The sequence below is a fragment of the Microvirga flavescens genome, assembly GCF_003290125.1.
Classification (GTDB): Bacteria; Pseudomonadota; Alphaproteobacteria; order Rhizobiales; family Beijerinckiaceae; genus Microvirga; species Microvirga flavescens.
In genome coordinates this window covers 41,189-60,399 of sequence record NZ_QMKH01000004.1, presented here as the reverse complement: position 1 = coordinate 60,399, position 19,211 = coordinate 41,189, and the positions used below count along the sequence as shown (strand labels likewise).

The 19,211-nt window shown below is 60.3% G+C and carries 13 protein-coding genes; 4 read left to right on the top strand and 9 right to left on the bottom strand.

The annotated features are described in order from the left end of the window. Window positions 1-35: 35 nt before the first annotated feature. The 4 genes from DQW91_RS09545 to folE all read right to left on the bottom strand — a co-directional run bounded on the left by DQW91_RS09545 (window position 36) and on the right by folE (window position 6,194). Window positions 36-4,040, bottom strand: coding sequence for a Pls/PosA family non-ribosomal peptide synthetase (locus tag DQW91_RS09545; RefSeq protein WP_112663397.1), 4,005 nt, complete (start codon window positions 4,038-4,040; stop codon window positions 36-38). After that, on the bottom strand, window positions 4,037-4,819 hold the full coding sequence (locus DQW91_RS09540; protein ID WP_112663396.1) for a 4'-phosphopantetheinyl transferase family protein: 783 nt from the start codon (window positions 4,817-4,819) through the stop codon (window positions 4,037-4,039). Before DQW91_RS09540 ends, DQW91_RS09545 begins: the two co-directional genes overlap by 4 nt. A 148-nt stretch (window positions 4,820-4,967) precedes the next feature. Then, a complete protein-coding gene (locus tag DQW91_RS09535; RefSeq protein WP_112663395.1) occupies window positions 4,968-5,471 on the bottom strand; it encodes a 6-pyruvoyl trahydropterin synthase family protein in 504 nt (167 codons plus the stop codon). Window positions 5,472-5,507: 36 nt separating this feature from the next. Continuing rightward, window positions 5,508-6,194, bottom strand: a complete 687-nt coding sequence (gene folE / locus DQW91_RS09530; protein ID WP_157961390.1) for a GTP cyclohydrolase I — start codon at window positions 6,192-6,194, stop codon at window positions 5,508-5,510. Window positions 6,195-6,360: 166 nt separating this feature from the next. Here folE and DQW91_RS09525 point away from each other — a divergent pair, with 166 nt between their 5' ends. The 4 genes from DQW91_RS09525 (at window position 6,361) to mazG (ending at window position 12,211) form a co-directional block, all read left to right on the top strand. Further along, entirely contained in the window at window positions 6,361-6,885 is a 525-nt protein-coding gene (locus DQW91_RS09525) for a putative pterin-binding protein (RefSeq protein ID WP_112663393.1), read from the top strand. A 31-nt stretch (window positions 6,886-6,916) separates the two neighbouring features. Further along, entirely contained in the window at window positions 6,917-9,343 is a 2,427-nt protein-coding gene (locus DQW91_RS09520; RefSeq protein WP_112663392.1) for a putative bifunctional diguanylate cyclase/phosphodiesterase, read from the top strand. A 131-nt stretch (window positions 9,344-9,474) separates the two neighbouring features. Then, entirely contained in the window at window positions 9,475-11,319 is a 1,845-nt protein-coding gene (locus DQW91_RS09515; protein ID WP_112663391.1) for a mechanosensitive ion channel family protein, read from the top strand. Between the two features lie 61 nt (window positions 11,320-11,380). After that, on the top strand, window positions 11,381-12,211 hold the full coding sequence (mazG, locus tag DQW91_RS09510; protein WP_112663390.1) for a nucleoside triphosphate pyrophosphohydrolase: 831 nt from the start codon (window positions 11,381-11,383) through the stop codon (window positions 12,209-12,211). Here mazG and hflX read toward each other — a convergent pair. The 5 genes from hflX to ntrC form a co-directional block, all read right to left on the bottom strand. Further along, complete coding sequence (hflX, locus tag DQW91_RS09505; RefSeq protein WP_112663389.1) at window positions 12,208-13,608, bottom strand: GTPase HflX; 1,401 nt, start codon at window positions 13,606-13,608, stop codon at window positions 12,208-12,210. The genes mazG and hflX overlap by 4 nt on opposite strands. A 1-nt stretch (window position 13,609) precedes the next feature. Continuing rightward, on the bottom strand, window positions 13,610-13,867 hold the full coding sequence (gene hfq / locus DQW91_RS09500; protein ID WP_112663388.1) for an RNA chaperone Hfq: 258 nt from the start codon (window positions 13,865-13,867) through the stop codon (window positions 13,610-13,612). Between the two features lie 165 nt (window positions 13,868-14,032). Continuing rightward, a complete protein-coding gene (gene ntrX / locus DQW91_RS09495) occupies window positions 14,033-15,403 on the bottom strand; it encodes a nitrogen assimilation response regulator NtrX (RefSeq protein WP_112663387.1) in 1,371 nt (456 codons plus the stop codon). Continuing rightward, entirely contained in the window at window positions 15,400-17,679 is a 2,280-nt protein-coding gene (locus tag DQW91_RS09490; protein WP_245410973.1) for a sensor histidine kinase NtrY-like, read from the bottom strand. The genes ntrX and DQW91_RS09490 overlap by 4 nt, the downstream gene beginning before the upstream one ends. Before the next feature lie 68 nt (window positions 17,680-17,747). Continuing rightward, the gene (gene ntrC / locus DQW91_RS09485; protein WP_112663386.1) at window positions 17,748-19,205 is read right to left on the bottom strand and encodes a nitrogen regulation protein NR(I); all 1,458 of its coding nucleotides are present in this window, start codon (window positions 19,203-19,205) and stop codon (window positions 17,748-17,750) included. Between the last annotated feature and the right edge of the window lie 6 nt (window positions 19,206-19,211).

The following is a 19,211-nucleotide window of genomic DNA, read 5'->3' as shown; positions in this document are numbered from 1 at the left end:
GATCCTAACCTGGCGCCAGTTGAAAACGGGCCCGCTTAGCCAGCCAGTTGAGGAGTCAGGCTTGGAGCAACTGCCTCCTGTACGAATGTTTGGGCTGGAGAACCCCACCACTCGCTGCCAACCGGAATTGCCTCTCCCTTCATCACGAGCGTCAGAGGCCCGAGCGTGGAGAAGTTGCCGAGATTGGTGTCGTAGAGAACGGTCGAGCCCGAACTGACGGTGACGCCGGTTCCGACCTTGATGCGGCCCACCTTCATCAGCCGATCCTCGTAGAGGTGGGTTTGCAGGATGGCGTTGGCATTGACGACGGCAAAGTCGCCAATATCGACGCAGTCGAACTCCGTGATGTCGGTCGTATCCATGTAGACCCCCTGCCCGGTTTTGGTGCCGAACAGCCGCAAGGCCCAGGGCAGGAACGGCGTTCCCCGGAAATGATCGAGGATCGCCTTACCCGCCATGCCCCAATACATGACGGAGACAGCCTCCGTGCGAAGCGCCCACCAGGACCACATCGGGTGCATGGTCGGCTTGTAGGTCCCCATCAGCAGCCACTTGTAGGCGACGCTCACCAGAAGCTGCGCCACCGAGATCACGACGCTCGCCAGAACGCACAGCCCCAACGCCGTTCCCCAGCGCCCTTCCAGAACGGAGGACGTCAGGACTTCCATCGCCATCGTCGCGAAGGTGATGAAGAGAGCGGTGGGAAGCGTGATATTGAAGGCCTCGAAAAGCGCCCGCGTAATTTTCAGCCACTTGGAAGGCTCATAAGTATCCGTGACGGCGGCGTTGAAACGCTGGCGCACAGGCAACTGGATCGGCGGCGAGCCGAACCATGTCTCGTCCGCGCCCACCTTCCCGCCTTCCGGCGGCTTGGATTTCACGCCGATCAGCGCCCCGGTCGCGATAGCATAACCAGGAGGGACGACAGCATCGTTGCCGATGAAAACGCGGGAGCCGGTTTTGACCGTGCCGAGCGTCATCCAGCCACGACGCATCTCCTCATCGCCAAGAACCACGTCATCGGCGATAAAGTTCTGGTCTCCGAGTTCTATCAGGTCGAACCGGCCGGCAAGGTTCGTCGAGATCTCCGATCCCTTGCCGATCTTGGCCCCCATCAAACGATACCAGGCCCGCATGTAGACCGTCGCAAACAGAGACGAGAGCACTTCGAGCATGACTTCCGTCGCAAGGCCGACGATCCACTTGCGGGCGTAGAGGCCGCTGTAGACGGAATAGACGCCGGGGCGCAGGCGCGGCAGCAAAATCCAGCGGATCGCCGCGATCAGAAGCACCGTTGCGAAGATCATCAGCGCCGCCGCCGGCAGCGCCAGAAGCGGCATGTAATAGAGATAGTGGATGTGGACGAGCGGGTGAATCCAGCTGTCGATGACTTCCATCACATGGAAGGCCGGCACGATGGGGATGAGCGCAATCGGCGGCGCTACGATCAGCATCACGATGTAAAAGACGGCGAGGAGGTTGCGCCGCAGCGGAGTGGCCTCGGCAGCCGGGGGAAGATGCACCGGATCGACGGCGCCGACTTTGGCCGCGGGCGAGCCTCTCCACTGTTCCCAGGCCCCAAGGGTCGAGCCGGCCTTCACCGCCGTCAGATCGGCAAGTTCTGCCCCCTCCCCGATTGTGACGTCATTTTCAACCACGCAGGACGAGCCGATGGACACATCGCGCCCAATGATGACGGGGCCGATCACCAGTTCATTGCCGACGACACGCGCGTTGGAGATCGTCACCTTGCCGCCGATGCTGGCGTGATCGCCGATTTCGACGAGATCGGGAGCACCCGCATCGATCTCGGAAATAAGAGCCTCGGCGCCGACCTTCGCTCCGAGCAAGCGCAGATAGATGCGCATGGCGGGCGAGTTCTGGAACCACTTCATGTGAACGAGGCTCAAGATCCGCTGAACGAGCCAGAGCCTGTAGTAATAAAAGCCCCAGAGAGGATAGCGACCAGGTTTGATCCGCCCGATAATCAGCCATTTGGAGGCAATGGCGATGAAGGTGGTCGCAACGGTCACGAGCATATAGGCGAGGAAGACCCAGCTCGTGTCCCGTAGCAGAGAGGCATCCTCACCCGTGAGCAGTGTGTAGCTGATGAAGATGCTGAGCCACGGCGCTGACATTAGCGTCAGAATAAACGGCATGGCAGCCGCCTGCCCCAGGCCGCACAGCACGCGACGCGCCAGCGGCGGCGGAACGAAACCAAACTCTCGTTGGGAGGCGTTTTCATTCTGCTTCACGCGTGAATCGAGTCGGACGGCGATTTCGCGCAGAGAGCGCCCCGAATAGACATCCTGCAAGGTTATGCCCGCAAGGAGTGGGACTTCACGAACGACCGACACGAAACGCGCCGCCAGCAACGAGTGCCCACCAAGCTCGAGGAAGAAATCGGCGGTCAATGGCACGACCTGATCCGGAAAAACGCGCTTGGCCGCCGCCAGAAGGGTGGCCTCGGTTTCCGTTTCAGGCTCGTCTTGTTCCAATACGCTTTCGGCAAAGGCCAAAGGAAGCGCCATGAGCGCCTTGCGGTCGACCTTGCCCGAAGCCGCCAGGCGCGGAAATGCCGGTATGATCTCGAAGTGCGCCGGCACCATGTAAGGCGGAAGACGCTCGCGCAACGCGAGGCGAAGTTGCGCAGCATCCGGTGTAATGCCTGTCTCCGCCATCAGGAACGCCACCAGCCGGTCAAGCCCATTATCCTTGCGCAGGACAACAGCTGACTGAGCGATCCCGGGCAGGCTGACCAGAATGCTTTCGATCTCGCCGGGCTCGACCCGGAACCCTCTGATCTTGACCTGATCGTCAATGCGTCCGTGGAAAACGATCCGACCGGCCGCGTCGATCTCGACCGCATCCCCGGATCGATACAGGATCGGATCGGCCCCATCTGATCCGAACGGGTTGGCGATGAATTTTTCGGTGGTCAGATCTGGCCGCCCCAGATAGCCCGCAGCTATGCCGGGACCGCCGATGAGAAGCTCTCCCTGGACGCCGGGAGCCACAAGGCTCAACGCCTCGTCGACGACATAGCAGGAGTAGTTGGGAATCGGTCCTCCGATGGTGATCGGATCGCCAATGCTCAACTCGGCAACGCTGGCGACCACAGTCGCTTCGGTGGGGCCGTAGCTGTTGAAGACACGGCATCCATTGCCCGTGAAACGCGCAGCCAGAGCCGGCGGGCATGCCTCGCCTCCGAGCACGATGAGGCGCAACGTCGGCACCTCTCCCCCGATCATCGACAGCAAGGTCGGCACCGTGTCGACCACGGTCACGCAAGCATCGTGCATTCCTTGTGCAAGCGCTTCCGTGTCAACCAGCAGCTCCTGCCGCGCGACCCAAAGCGTCGCGCCGACGAGATACGGAACCCAGATCTCCTCCATCGACAGATCGAAGGCGGCAGAGCAGGCCTGAAGAACAACGTCTTCCGCGTGGATGCCGTAGACGGCATTGGACGCGCGGAGGTAGTGGCAGATGTTGCGATGAGTGACGACGATGCCTTTCGGCCTGCCTGTCGAGCCGGAGGTATAAATCATGTATGCCGGGCGGTCGGCGGAAAGGCCTTGGTCGCGAGGGGAAAGGACGCCCCCCTGCCCCGCCGCAGCCATCGCGTCCGGCGTAAAAACCCTCACTCCCGACAAGGCGGCACGCTCAGCCCAGTCGTCCGGCACCAGGAGCCCCCTCGCCTCGGCGTCGGCCAGGCACGCGGCGACGCGCTCAACCGGAGCTTCCGCATCGAACGGCAGCCAGGCAGCGCCTGTTTTCGTGATAGCGAGTTGAGCGATCAGAAGATCGGAGCCGCGCGGCATCCAAAGACCCACCACGTGCCCCGGCCCAATCCCTTGAGCGACGAGCCCACGAGCGATCGCCGAGGCCGCGCGATCGAGCCCCTCGTAAGTCAGCCGCACATCACCGTCGATGATCGCGATCCGATACGGGCTTCGGCGGACGGTCGCTTCGAAGATCTCGGACAAGACTTCGTCCCGAATGAATTCAGGACAGGCAAGACCACGGAGAGGGTTGGTCATTTTACTTTGATCTCGTCGCCGGAACTGGCGCGTCTGCCCCTGAAGGAGCCTGAGAAGCCGGTTAATTCTGCCGAAGAAAGTTTACAAGATAGCGCCTCCCCGTCCTGTCGAACGGTGACGCTTGTCCTGTTGATTGGTTCAAGAGTCGCCAAAGCCACCACATAGAGCGGAGAGACGTCGACAAGTTGCACGAAGGCCCGACGAACCGGCGCACTCGCCGTCATGGAGGCGTCGAGAAGAAAGTCCTTATCCCGCAAACGGGTAACAGCAAGATGACGTGGGTCGGTCATAACTTCACCCGTCAGCTTCAAAGCCGCTTCCTTGATCGACCACAGGATCGTCTCGGCCTGACTCCGGTTCGCGGAAAGGTGCGGCAATAAGTCCGTTTCTTCATCGGCAATCGCAGCGGAAAGGAAGCCCGCCTGGATCTCCTCGCTAGGAAGCAACTCGATGTCCAAGCCAACCTCCCGGTCGCTGGATGAAATGGCGACACAGGTCAAATCCGCCGAGTGACTCATGCTGAAAAGCGGCCCGCCAGCACAGACCGGCTTGCCGGAAGCAGCCCTTTCAATCTCGATAGTCCCAGGCAAGCGGCCTGTTTCACGCGCTATCGCGAGGCGCAACCCGCCGTGACTGACTTGGTAGGAGAAGCGATCTCTCGCACGATGCAGGCGCTCTGCATGCGCCCTTTCCTCATGGCTGGCGAAGTCCGAAAAATGCGCTAGGCACGCAGAGACCGTAGCTTCTCGAGAATGGTCGATTGCGTAGAGGGAGATCATACCGCAAACAACGCTCCCTATTCCAAAGTCGCGCCTCCAGCGATCTTCGGGCCTACCCACTCAAATGTTGGGACAAACCTTTGCTGTCAAGCACCTAAGGCCAACTGCCGCAGCTCGAATATTCCCAAGCTTTTGGGGAAGACGCCATTCAACGGCCATAAATGGCCGAATTTCCACCGTGCTCGCTAACCTCCGTGCTTTCCAGCCAGACCCGGCCGTTGGTCTGCTCGTGCACGAAATCCGAAACATAATCGTACACATACTTGGCCGTGGCCTCGCAGCCGACAGCGGGCAGGATCCGCAGGTCGATCAAGCCTTCCGCATGCAGAATCTCGAATCGGGCCCGCTCAGGATCGTCCTCGGCCACGAGCATCGTATGGTCGAACATCGACTTGAGCCACTGCTTGACCGGCTTCAGGCCACCAAAGTCGAAGCACCAATTGCGCTCGTCCAGCTCATACGTTGCGAAAACAAAGCGAAAAGCGAGCGCGTATCCATGAACGAGACGGCAATGGGAATGGGTCGCCCGCCATTGCCGAAAGCAGCACGAAAGCCCCTCGATGTGATCGTAGGTCTTTGTCGACCGATAGATCTCGCGCGACGTTGCCCTCAAGGAAGAATCGAGAGATGAAACTGCAAGAGGACGGTTCATGCCGAATATCCTTGGGCTGAAATGCGTTCTGCGCGCTTAGTCTGACGCTGCTCGATCAAGAGCGATGCACTCGTCGAGAAACTCGCGCTTGAGGTCCTGGCGCACGGCAAGCTCGCCCCAATAGTAAGTATTGACCATCCGAGACCGACGGCTCGCCCGCACCCCCCGCTGGGTTTTGCACATGTGGACGGCGCTGATGCGCACGGCAACGCCACGGGGCTTCGTCACATCTTCAATATATTGGCCGATTTGCTTCACCAGTTCTTCCTGGATCTGAAGCCTTGAAGCGAAGTACTCGACAATGCGGTCGTACTTGGAGAGCCCGATGATCTTGCCCTCCGCAGAAGGCAGAATGCCGACATAGGCACTGCCGTAGATCGGCATGAGGTGGTGAGCGCACATCGAACGCAGTTCAATCGGCCCAGTCACGATCAACTGGTCATATGCCAGTGCATTCTCGAATTCCGTGATCCGCGGCGGCGCCGTGTAGCGACCGGCGAGAATTTCCTCGACGAACATTTTAGCGACGCGCTTGGGCGTTTCGCGGGTATTGTGATCGTTCGCGTGATCGATTTTGAGAATATCAAACAATTCGGCCAGCTTTTGAGCGGCCTGATCCGTCATCGAACGGCGATCGGATTCATCAATCGGCTCATCCAACGCTTCATTACAGAGGCGTGGCCCCTTCACATCGCGGGCATGGAAATTCATATCGACCTGCACCGTTCTTGAATTAGAATTCTCACCTAACGTGATGTTAATATAGCCAAGGCTACCTTGCGGCAACTGATAAGTTATTTATGATAGTTAAACTATCAACGGCATGCTTTGAAACTCGGTAAGCTTTAAGAATTCAATGCATTGTCGCCATTTAAAGTGGAACAGGATTATGGCCGCAACCAAATCAATCGCCGGTGCAATCGCTGCGCTGATCGGCATTTTCAGCCTTTTCTGGATGAGCGCGGCCTACGCCGATCCCCTGCCGGCCCCTACGGAAAAGCCGATCCTGACGATCGCCGGCAACATTGACACGACGAACAAGGACGGCACGGCCCAGTTCGACCGTGCAATGCTTCTCGAACTCGGACTGGAAACGATCGAGACGACGACGCCCTGGTACAACGGCCCAGTCAAATTCGAGGGTGTCTCACTCGACAAGCTCTTGAAGCGCGTCGGCGCGAAAGGTGAGCGTGTCGTGGCGATTGCGCTTAACGATTACAGCAGCGAGATTCCGATGGAGGATTTTGCGAAACACGACGTCATCCTCGCGTTGAAGCGAAATGGCGAATACATGCCGGTCCGGGACAAGGGCCCCCTTTTCATCATCTATCCGTTCGACAGCAAGCCTGAACTCAAAAGCCAAACATATTACGGACGTTCGGTTTGGCAGGTGGCAAAGCTGGTCGTGAAATAACGTGGATCGGTGAAGGCGAAGGGGGCAACCATTGTCGCTGCGCACACTCAAGATCGTGCTGGCCGTGGTCATTGGATGCTTCATCCTGTCCGCTTCGTATATCTCGACCCTGATCGTCGAGCGCCAAAGCGCGTTGCGGCAAGTCTCCCGCTACAACACGTCCTGGCTTGCGAGCCAGGCCGTTTCCGAATTCACGAGACTTGAGCAACGCGTCAGTGCCTTCGGTCTCCCCGACAGCACTGTGGACAAAGACGAAGTCTCGCTTCGCTACGAAATCCTGACGAGCCGGGTAAAACTCCTCAGCGAAGGCGAGTTTCTGGACTTCGTTCAACGGGACCCTGAGCTGGGCGCGACGGTCCAGTCTCTCAAGGAAGCAATCGTCACTCTCCAACCACTCGTGGACAACATCGAGGCCCCGGGCGCGCCTCAGCAGGCGCTCTTAGTCCTGATGCCGCTCGAAACGAAGGTCACGAGCCTGGCATCGGCCGCTAACCATAATGGCGCAGCACGCGTCGCGGAAGATCAGCATGAACTCATCCGGCTGCATTGGCTCTTCTCAAGCATCGCTGCCGGCCTGATTGCCTGCGGGCTCATCCTGATCGGACTGCTCGGAAGGCATAACCACCTGCTCGAGCGAGCCCATAAAGAACTGCGTTCGTTGGCGGAAAACCTCCAGCACACATCTGCGGAACTGGCCGAGGCCAACAAGGCGGTCGGGAGCGCCTATGCCGAACTCCAGATACGCAACGAGACGCTTCTGATGCAGGAGGTCGAGCTCAGAACGCAGAACGACAGGTTCGACGCCGCTCTCAACAACATGCTGCACGGGTTGTGCATGGTTAACGCGGATGGCCGCATCATCGTTTTCAATGCCCGCTTCGCGGAACTGTTCGGTCTCGACAGCACGGTGCGGCCCGGAGATACGCTGAACGGCCTGATCGAGCAGGCGGAGAGTAAGGGGGATGAGCTGAATGCTCTTGCCCTCCGGCAGATCTCAATTGAGCAGCAGGAGCTCATGCGTTCGCGTCGCTCCGGCTCCTTCATTCAAGGGCAACCCGATGGCCGGACTTTCGCCGTCTCACACCAGCCAATGGCGGGCGGCGGCTGGCTCGCGACCTATGAGGACATCACTGAGCGCCGACAAGCCGAAACCCAGATCGCCTACATGGCTCACCACGACGCCCTGACCGATCTGGCCAACAGGGTCCTGTTCCGGGATCAACTGGAGCAAGCCATCGCCGTTGCACAGCGGCAGCAGGAGCCCCTCGCCGTTCTGTGCCTCGACCTCGACCGGTTCAAGGATGTAAACGACTCCCTTGGCCATGAGACCGGCGATGCGCTCCTCAAGGCGGTTGCCGTTCGCATTCGAGACTACATCGGCAAAAACGACGTCGCCGCCCGCCTCGGCGGTGACGAGTTCGTGGTGCTTCAGACCAAGCTGAACGACCCGCACGATTCCGCCTTGCTGGCCACGCGCCTGATCGATGCGCTCAGTGCGCCTTACGATATCGAGGGGCAAGAGATCGTCATCGGCGCGAGCGTCGGCATAGCCCTGACCAGCCAGGGCAGCGGCACGCCGGATCAACTTCTCAAACATGCGGATCTCGCGTTGTACCGGGCCAAATCAAACGGCCGGAACACGTTTCGCTTTTTCGAGCCGGAGATGGACGAGCAGTTGCAGGTTCGCCGCCAGTTGGAGATCGACCTGCGAAAAGCCCTCGCGAACGATGAGTTCGAGCTGTTCTATCAGCCGCAGGTCTGTATCCGGGCCAACGACATTTGCGGGTTTGAGGCGTTGCTGCGGTGGCACCACCCTGAACGCGGCATGGTGCCGCCGGCAGAATTCATCCCGGTTGCTGAGGATATCGGACTGATCGTGGCGTTGGGAGACTGGGTCATTCGGCGCGCCTGTGAGGAGGCCGCCGGATGGCCCGACAACATCAAGGTCGCCGTTAATTTGTCTCCCGTTCAATTCAGGAACCGGACCCTCGTTCAAAGCGTCTTGAGCGCGCTTGAAAAGTCGGGACTTACTCCGGACCGCCTTGAACTTGAGATCACAGAATCCGTCCTGCTCCAGGACAGTTCGTCGACGCTCGCGACGCTTTACCAGCTGCGCGAATGCGGCGTGCGCATTGCGATGGACGATTTCGGGACGGGCTATTCTTCCCTGAGCTATCTCCGAAGCTTTCCCTTCGACAAGATCAAGATCGATCAGTCGTTCGTCCGGGAGTTGAACTCGCGCGCGGATTGCCTTGCCATCGTGCAATCGATTGCAAGCCTTGGAGCGAGCCTCGGCATGTCGGTGATTGCCGAAGGCGTCGAGACGGAAGAACAATTCCAACAGCTCAGGGCAACAGGCTGCACCGAGGTTCAGGGCTACTATTTCGGGCCTCCGATGCGCGCCGACACCCTTGCTTATTCCTTGACTGATCTTCGCCCGGATACGCGGGTCGCATAAGGTCGGACGTCCGAAAAAACGTGCCGGTCTTATCTGGCGCAGCTTCCCAAACCGGCAATAATTGAGTTCAGCTTGTCTTTGTGTATGCTCATGCCCTAGGGGAATGAACTCCTAGTTGCCTTGAGGGCATTATGGCGGAAGCAGCGGAACTCGCAGAAGATACCGCAGCAATCATCAAGCACCTGGAATCCTTGGGTTCGACGCTTGAACAAAGCCTGCTCGATCGCATCGCCCACCTGGGACAGGTCAAGACGGACTACTTCGGGCTTAAAGGCGCGGTAGAGGCCCAAGGCCTGTCGCTGACGAAGGTGCTTCTGCTGTTCATCGGAGTGTCGATCCTCTCATATCTCTTGCTGAGAGCGTGCCGACATCTCCTGAGGCGTTGGGTGGATGGCGAACAGCCTTTCCGAAGCGGTCTCGCGACGATTGCAAGCGCCATTATGGCCCTTGCCATCATGTTCGGCGCCATGCGCCTTCTCGTTTCCGACGAAACCCTGAGAGGCCTGGACAGGATCTGGGCCGCGGCCAGCGTTCTCTCGAGCCTAGCTTATTCCGGCCTGCGTGGGCTGCTGGAGGTCGACAGGAACAGGCGTCGCCACCTCAACAGAAGAGCCCGGCACTTCTGCCAAGTCATGGGCCTTGCCGTGGCCTGGGCGCTTTTCGGCATCGCCCTGGTGACCACCGCGCGAACCTGGAATGCCGGGCCGGGGCTGAGAGATTTCCTTGGCACGGGCCTGGTCCTGATCCCCGTCACAGCTCTTTTGTGCTACGCCTATTGCCGTCATCACCTCACGGTCACGGCGATTGTCGCCGGCCCGCGTCCGCGCAGCGGGTGGAGAAAGCGCTTCGCCATCGCCTGGCCGCTGCTTGCCACTTCAATCGTTGTCATTACGGTTCTCGCGGCTCAAATCGGCGCAATGCTGGGCCGCCCTCTCCCTCCCTTCTCCACCTTCGTCAGCCTGCTTCTGGTTCTTGTCGCGCCGAATCTCGATACGGTCGTTTCACGTTGGGCCGAGCGTGGTGTTGAGAACAAATCGGTCTCGATCCTCGCCGCCGCGATGCGCCGTACGCTGCGGTTTGTAATCCTCATCGCTATCGCCACATTGCTCACTTACATCTGGATCGGTCCCATCCTCGTCGCTATGGGGCTGGATTACTCAACCGTGACGGCAGGCGCGATCGGGGTTGCTCTTGTCGCCCTCTCATCCGCCTTTCTGTGGAATGCCGTTGGATCTCTAACGAGCCGGCTCGCGCAATCCGAAGGACACGACGGGACAGCCCATGAGAACGGCGCCCCTCGCACCCGCCTCGGCACGTTGCTCCCCTTGATCTCGGGGACCGCGAAAATTTCGATCTTCGCACTTGGCCTTTTGACGATGTTGATCGTGCTCGGCATCAATGTCTGGCCGATCATCACGGGCTTGAGCGTCTTCGGCCTCGCCATCGGCTTCGGCTCTCAAACTCTCGTCAAGGATATCGTCTCCGGTCTGTTCTTCCTGATCGACGATGCTTTCAGGCTCGGTGAGTATATCGAAACGTCCGGATCCAAGGGCACGGTGGAGAAGATCTCGGTCCGCTCAGTAAGCCTGCGGCATCCCAGAGGAGCATTGGCTACCGTGCCTTACGGCCAGATCGGCAAGGTTGTGAACTACAGCCGCGACTGGGTCATCGAAAAGCTTGTCTTCCGTGTCGCGTTCGACACGGACATCGACCTGGTGCGCAAGCTGTTCAAAAAGGTCGGACAGGAAATTGCAGAGAACCCGGAACTCAACAAAGACCTGCTGGAACCCTTCAAGAGCCAGGGGATTGCCGCCGTTGAGGACGGCACCCTCGTCATTCGCGGGAAATTCAAGGCGCGGGCAGGCCAGCAGTTCGCCGTGAAAAAAGCCGTACTCTCGGCGGTGCAGAAGGTTTTCAACGAAAACGGCGTTCACGTTGTGTCGAAGCCCCTCGGGGTCGGGCCACCGGGTTCGTAGCACTGGCATGTCCGCGAAACTCGCGTTATGCGGGGTGCGGACAGGTATGGAGCTATGAGCGATGCCGCCCTCCTCCGAAGTGAAGCGACTTCTCGAAATCATGGCGGCGCTCCGCCATCCTGAAACGGGTTGCCCGTGGGACCTGGAGCAGGATTTCGCATCCATAGCTCCCTACACTCTCGAAGAAGCTTATGAGGTGGTCGATGCCATCGAGCGCGGCGACTTCGTCGATCTGAAGGAGGAGCTCGGCGATCTGCTGCTGCAGGTCGTCTTTCATGCACGGATGGCTGAAGAGAAGCACCTCTTCACGTTCTCCGATGTCGTCGATGCCATCGTGCAGAAGCTCATCCGCCGCCATCCGCATGTCTTTGGAGACGCGCGCGACATGTCTCCGGAAGAGGTCAAGGACACCTGGGACAGGATCAAGCAGGAAGAGAAGGCCGAACGCCTCGCCGCACGGGCAAAGGCAGGGCTCCCGCCGGACATGACCGGCTTCCTTGGCGGCATACCAACTCCCCTGCCCGGCCTGACGCGCGCGCAGAAGCTCACGGCGAAAGCCGCAAAAGTCGGCTTCGATTGGCCCGAAGCGAGGCAGGTGGTTGCAAAGATCCACGAAGAACTCGATGAGGTTCAGGAGGCCGCCGAAACAGGCATTCGCGACCGTATCGAGGATGAGATCGGCGATCTCCTTTTCGCCGTCGCCAACCTCGCCCGCCATTACGACATCGATCCCGAGGCGGCCTTGCGGCGAACGAACGCCAAATTCGAGCGCAGGTTTTCAGCGATAGAGACGGCTCTGGCCGAGAAAAACCGCACGCTCGACGAGGCCAGCCTGGACGAGATGGAAAACCTTTGGGTCGAGGCGAAATTGAAGGATCGCGGCTCGCCTTAACCCGGCAACGCCTTGGCGTGGGGGAACCGCGCCAGAAAGCGCGGCTCCTTGCCGGACGTAACCCGAACCTGAAGGATCGAGTGCCCCTCCTCGGTCACCTTCCGGCTTACGATTTCGGTGTTCTCGTGAAGCCAGGCAAAGCCCTGACCATCCTCCGGCGCGACATCGACCTCATAGCGCATGCGCTCGGCGGCGAGGTGAATGCTGATTGCCGCCAACAATTCGGGGATGCCCTCCCCCGTCAGCGCCGAAATCAGGATCGGGCGACGGGCCGCCTCCGTACGCTCCGACGTAACGGCAAGACGCTGGCGCTCGTCCTCCGACAAAAGATCGGCCTTGTTCCAGACCTCGACAACGCGCCGCGTATCTTCAGGATCGATGCCGAGTTCCCGGAGGACAGTTGCGACATCGCCGGCCTGGGCCTCCGTTTCGCCATGCGAAACATCGCGCACATGGAGCAGGACATCGGCTTCCACCACGTCCTCCAAAGTCGCGCGGAAGGCGGCGACGAGCATGGTCGGCAAATCGGAAATGAAGCCGACGGTATCGGAGAGAATGGCCTTGTCGCCGGAAGGCAACTCGATGGCGCGGGAGGTCGGATCGAGAGTGGCGAAAAGCATGTTCTCGGCCAGAACCTCCGCCTCCGTCATGCGATTGAAGAGCGTTGATTTTCCGGCGTTGGTATAGCCGACGAGGGCGACGATCGGATAAGGCACGCGTCGGCGGCTGGCGCGATGGAGCGCGCGGGTCTGAACGACGGTTTCGAGCTCCCGCTCGATCCGCTTCATCCGCTCTTGAATCATGCGCCGGTCGGCTTCGATCTGCGTCTCGCCCGGGCCGCCAAGGAAGCCGAAGCCACCACGTTGGCGCTCCAGGTGGGTCCAGGACCGGACGAGGCGGCCCTTCTGGTAGGCAAGATGGGCCAGTTCGACCTGAAGAGTGCCCTCTTTGGTCCGCGCCCGTCGACCGAAGATTTCAAGAATGAGCCCGGTCCGGTCGATGACTTTCGCACCCCAGGCCTTTTCCAAATTGCGTTGTTGGATCGGGCTCAAGGCGCAATCCATCACCACGAGCCCGATCTCTTCCGCGCGAATGAGCCCGCCCAGCTCCTCGACCTTGCCGCTGCCGATGAAGGTCGAGGGCCGTGGCGAGGAAAGCTGTGCGATCAGCGCGTTGACAATATGGAGATCGATGGCCCCAGCGAGGCCCACAGCCTCTTCGAGCCGGGCCTCGATGGGGCGCGGGTTAACCGATTGTCCCTCGATGGCAGCCCCGCCACGCGGACGGCGCGTCAGATAAGGGCCGACGACAAGCGTGCGCGTGCCTGCGGCTACATCCTTCTCTGGCTCAGCCAATTGACTGAGGCGCTGTTCTCCGGGGGACCGGGGTTCGGTCAAATCAGGCCTTCTCGCCGCCGGTCGGGTCGTCCTGGTCGAAGAGCTGGACGGGCTGTCCCGGCATGATCGTGGAAATGGCGTGCTTGTAGACCAACTGCGAGTGCCCGTCGCGACGAAGCAGAACGCAGAAATTATCGAACCAAGTGACAACGCCCTGAAGTTTTACCCCGTTTACGAGAAAGATCGTGAGAGGGATCTTGTTCTTCCGCACGTAATTAAGAAACGTGTCCTGAAGATTTTGAGCGCGTTCACCCGCCATTGAAGTTGCCTCGCCAGCCCGTCGCCGCCGATCTTGGCTATAGGGCTGTTCATATTGCTTGTCCGCATCCGTGCGGTCGCTGACCGGCACTCTTATTACAGGGCGAACCTTGCCGTTACGCAAGAGGCTTGCCCGATATTATGCCTTTTTTCCGTGGATCGCCCCTCAGCCGCCGATCCCCAAGGACTTGAGCTTGCGGTGCAGGGCGGACCGCTCCATGCCGATGAATTCGGCCGTACGCGATATGTTGCCGCTGAAACGGGCGATCTGGGCGAGCAGGTATTCACGCTCAAAAATTTCACGGGCATCACGCAGCGGCAGGCTCATCAGTTTCTCGCCACCGGATCCCGCAGGGGTCGTCGGTACGAGGCTGCCGAGTTCGGCAGGAAGCATGTCGGCCGTAATGGCTGCATCCGGCTCGCCGGAACTCAGAATCATCAGTCGCTCCACATTATTGCGGAGTTGCCGGACATTGCCCGGCCAGTCATGCGACTGCAGAACGGCCATCGCATCGTCGGCAATATGGCGCTTGGAAAGACCGGTCGCCGCCGAAATCTGGTCCATGAAGAACTCGATCAACTCCGGCACGTCCTCTCGATGCTCGGCCAGAGACGGCACGCGGATCGGGATCACGCCGAGGCGATGGAACAGGTCTTCGCGGAAGCGCCCTGCCGCGATTTCGGCCCCGAGATCCCGGCTTGAAGAGGAGATGAGGCGCACATCCACATGAACGCGCGCCGTTCCCCCGACCCTCTGAAAGTTCTGGTCGACCAGCACGCGCAGGATGCGGTTCTGGGTCTCGCGCGGCATATCGGCGATCTCGTCGATGTAAAGCGTTCCGCCATGCGCCTCTTCCAACGCCCCGATGCGGCGTCCGCGACCGTCACCGCTTTCGATGCCGAAGAGCTCCGCCTCCATGTTGTCCGGCGTAATCGTCGCGGCAGGCAGTACGACGAAGGCGCCGTTCGCCCGGCTCGACAGGGAGTGGATCGTCCTCGCCGCAAGCTCTTTGCCCGAGCCCGGAGCACCGGTCACAAGGATGCGCGCGTTCGTCGGAGCAGCGCGCTCGATGGCCTGCCGAAGCTGATTGACAGCAATCGACTTGCCCATGACGCGGTCTGCCTGGATCGACCGTGCACGAAGATCACGCACCTCACGCTTGAGACGGGAGGCCTCGAGAGCCCGCTCAGCCACCAGCACCAGGCGGTCCGCCTTGAACGGCTTTTCGATAAAGTCGTATGCGCCGGCCTTGATGGCGGAAACGGCGGTTTCGATATTGCCGTGCCCCGAGATCATCACCACCGGCAGGTCGGGATGCTGCGCCTTGATCAGGTCGAGAACCTGCAATCCGTCAAGGCGGCTTCCCTGCAGCCAGATGTCGAGAAAGACCAAGTGCGGCCGCCGCGCCTCGATGGCCGCAAGCGCCTCGTCGGACGAGCCCGCCGTCCGGGTCCGGTGCCCCTCGTCTTCAAGAATACCTGCGACAAGGTCTCGAATATCGATCTCATCATCGACAATCAGAATATCGGCGCTCATGAGCTTGCCCTGTTCTTTTCACGGTCGGCTTGGGTTTCGGACGTGTCCGAGACGGCAAATCCCGCCTTCGGAATCCACATCCGCACTCGTCCCCCGCGCCCCGCGGGATTGTCGACGAGTTCCATGCCACCACCGTGGTCTTCCAAAATCTTGCTGACGATAGGCAGTCCAAGCCCCGTCCCGCCTTCGCGCGTGGTCATGTAAGGCTCCAGCAGCCGCTGACGCCCCTCGACCGGAAAGCCCTTGCCGTTGTCCGTAATCTCGATGACCAGAAAATCGGCATGGCTATCGTCGAGCGCCACCGAAATCTGCCCCGGCCCGCGCTCGTTCTCCGGAACAGCGGCAATCGCTTCCGTGGCGTTCTTCACGATATTTGTCACAGCCTGCGACAGAAGCCGCCGGTCGATGGGGACGACGACGGGATGGTGCGGCAGAAGATCGGTGAACTGAATGTCGGTATGCGCAATGCGCATCATGAAAACGACCTGCCGGATCGTTTCATTGAGATCCTCATCCCCGATCTTGGGCTTCGGCATCCGCGCGAAGGAGGAGAACTCGTCGACCATTCGCTTGATGTCGTCGACCTGCCTCACGATGGTGTCGGTGCATTGGTCGAAGACTTCCCGGTCCGTGGTGATCACCTTGCCGTACTTGCGGCGGATGCGCTCGGCCGAGAGCTGGATCGGCGTGAGCGGGTTCTTGATTTCATGAGCGATGCGACGCGCAACGTCGGCCCATGCGGAGGTTCGCTGCGCCGTGACGAGATCGGTAATATCGTCCAGAGTGATGACGAGATCGCCTTCCTCACTGCGCGCCTGCTCGCTCGCAATGCGCACGTTGAGGGTTCTTTCCTTGCCCCGCCTCGTGATCAAAATCTGTTTCTGCAGAATTCGTTGCCGCGAACTTTTCATCTCCTCTACGAGATTCAAAACCTCCGGCAGGACCGCCCCGATCTGGCGCCCGAGAAGCTCCTCGCCGGAGGTCGCAAGGAGCGCTTCGGTCGAAGGATTCACGATGGTGATGTTGCCCCGCGCATCGATGCCGATGACGCCTGCGGACACTCCGGCCAGCACGGCCTCTGTAAACAAACGCCGGCGGTCGATCAGCTCGCTCGCAGCCGTCAGGCCGTCATGCTGATGACGAAGCTCTGAAGTCATCTTGTTGAAGGTTTCGCCAAGATGCGCGAGATCGCCCTCACCGCGCTTCACCGGCACCTGCACATAGAAATTACCGGTGGCCACCTGGTCCGTCGCATAGATCAGTCGCCGGATCGGAGCGACGAGACGGTTCGCGAAATTGAGGCCGAACCAGATCGCGGACAACAGAACGATCAGCGCGATCAGCGTGAACATGGACGCAAAGGCGACCTGAATGCCGACTTTCTTCTGCTCCAAAGCCTCGTAGATGGCGACACCCGCCTCCGCGATCTGAGGGAACTCGACAGCACGCGGATCGACCTCACGGGCGACGTAAAGAATTCGTCCATCGTGCGCCTGAAGCTTCAACAGAGAGCGGAACACGTTGCCACTGCGCGGGAACAGGCATAGCGCCTCTGTCTCGTTGGCATCATCGAGATCCGCTGCGGACGGCATCGGCATCCCTTCGATGGGGCGCGGTTCGATCTTGTCGACGACGCTCCCATTCGGCTCCAGGATCATCGCCACAGGAAACCCGAGAAAGACCGCCCGGGAATTCAGGAAATCGTGAAAGACCTTGCGGTCCGCGTCGTACAGGACCTTGGCCCGGTTGAGGTCCGCCGCCATCAACTGAGTTTCCCGGGCGAGGGTCCGGCATTGGGTTTCACGATAAGCGCGGGCGATCTCGACGGTGTTGGTCATCAGCCCCTTGATCGAGCCGGTGAACCAGGGATCGAGGCCGCGCTCCAGGGTCACCGTCGCCACGACAGCGACCAGAATTGCCGGAAGAACCGCGACGAGACTGAAGAGGCTGACGACGCGGATGTGCAACCCGGCGGCGGCGGCCCCTACCCTGCGTTCCCGCATCAGCCTCTTGGTCTGCCAGGCAACAACACCAAGCAGGACCAGGATCAAGGCGCCGTTGAGGATGAAGACCCAGATGACCACGTCATGGGTCGGCAGAATGGGCGTCAGTCCCGCGAGAACAAGAAACGTTGTCAGCGCCGAGGTCAAAGCCGCCAGCACCGCGATGGGCCCGAGCCATCCCGGCCCCTGCTGGCCAGTTTCGGCGAGCTGCCGTTGTGCTTGTGTGTCGAGGCTGGTCAAAACAGACAGTTCCACCTTGCCCGGCCCATTCATCCTTAGCCGGTTCCTGCGGTGATGCACCAACACAACACTGTGGTCAAATTATTACAGGCGGTTGCCGCTCAGCGCGTGCTCTTGATCACCTGAAGTTCAAGGTCGCGAACCTTTTTTCGCAAAGTGTTGCGGTTCACTCCGAGCAATTCGGCGGCCCGGATCTGATTTCCGCGCGTTGCAGCGAGCGCCGCGCCGATCAAGGGCCCTTCGATCTCCCGCAGGATTCGGTGATAGAGGCCGGGAGGAGGCAGGGAATCCTTGAAGTTGGAGAAATACTCCGCGAGATGGCGCTCCACGGCGTCCGCAAGAGGCTCCGAATCAACCTTCAGAGCCGTTTTTCCAGCAACCGCCTGCGGCAATGACGGGGCCCGCGCGTCCAGTTCGGCGTCGATGATCGCTCCCGTAATGGTATCCTGCGGATAAAGAGCGGCGAGCCGGCGGATCAGGTTCTCAAGCTCGCGCACGTTGCCGGGCCAGCGATATCGCTTGAGACGGTCCATGGCCTCGACATCGAGCTGCTTGCGGGAAAGCCCTTCCTTTTCCACCAACGCGAAAAAGTGCCGGGCAAGATCGGGAATATCCTCGACGCGCTCGCGCAAAGGAGGAAGGCGCAGCGGCACCACGTTGAGCCGGAAAAACAGGTCCTCGCGGAAGAGCCCCTGTTGAATCAGGATGCGCAAGTCCTTGTTGGTCGCGGCAACGATACGGACATTGGTCTTGATCGGAACCCGGCCACCAACCGTCGTATATTCCCCCTGTTGCAGAACACGCAGGAGCCGGGTCTGGGCTTCCATCGGCATGTCGCCGATCTCGTCGAGGAAGAGCGTGCCGCCCTCGGCCTGCTCGAAACGGCCGGTGTTGCGGGATGTCGCGCCTGTGAAGGCTCCCTTTTCGTGGCCGAAGAGTTCGGACTCGATGAGTTCACGCGGAATGGCCGCCATGTTGACGGCGACAAACGGCCCCTGCCGGCGCTTGCCGTAATCGTGCAACGCGCGAGCGACGAGCTCCTTACCCGTTCCGGATTCACCCGTAATCATCACGGTGAGATCCGTCGGCATGAGCCGCGCGAGGGCGCGGTAGATTTCCTGCATCGCCGAAGAGCGTCCGACGAGCGGAATATCCTCGTTGTCGGCCGTCGGCTGCACGCTGGAGAGTGCCCGCGGGCGCGAAAGCGCGCGCCCGACAACGGCTACGAGCTCCTTAAGATCGAAGGGCTTCGGCAGATACTCGTATGCTCCGCGCTCGGAGGCCTTGATCGCCGTCATGAACGTGTTTTGCGCGCTCATGACGATGATCGGCAGGTCCGGGCGCAGTTTCTTGATGCGAGGCAGAAGATCGAAAGCGTTTTCGTCGGGCATCACGACGTCGGTGATGACGAGATCCCCCTCGCCTTGCGCCACCCATCGCCAGAGCGTCGCGGCGTTGCTGGTGGAGCGAACCTCGTAACCGGCCCGGGAGAGAGCCTGATTCAGGACCGTCCGGATGGCGGCGTCGTCGTCAGCGAGGAGAATGTGTCCGCTTGGCATGGTCGG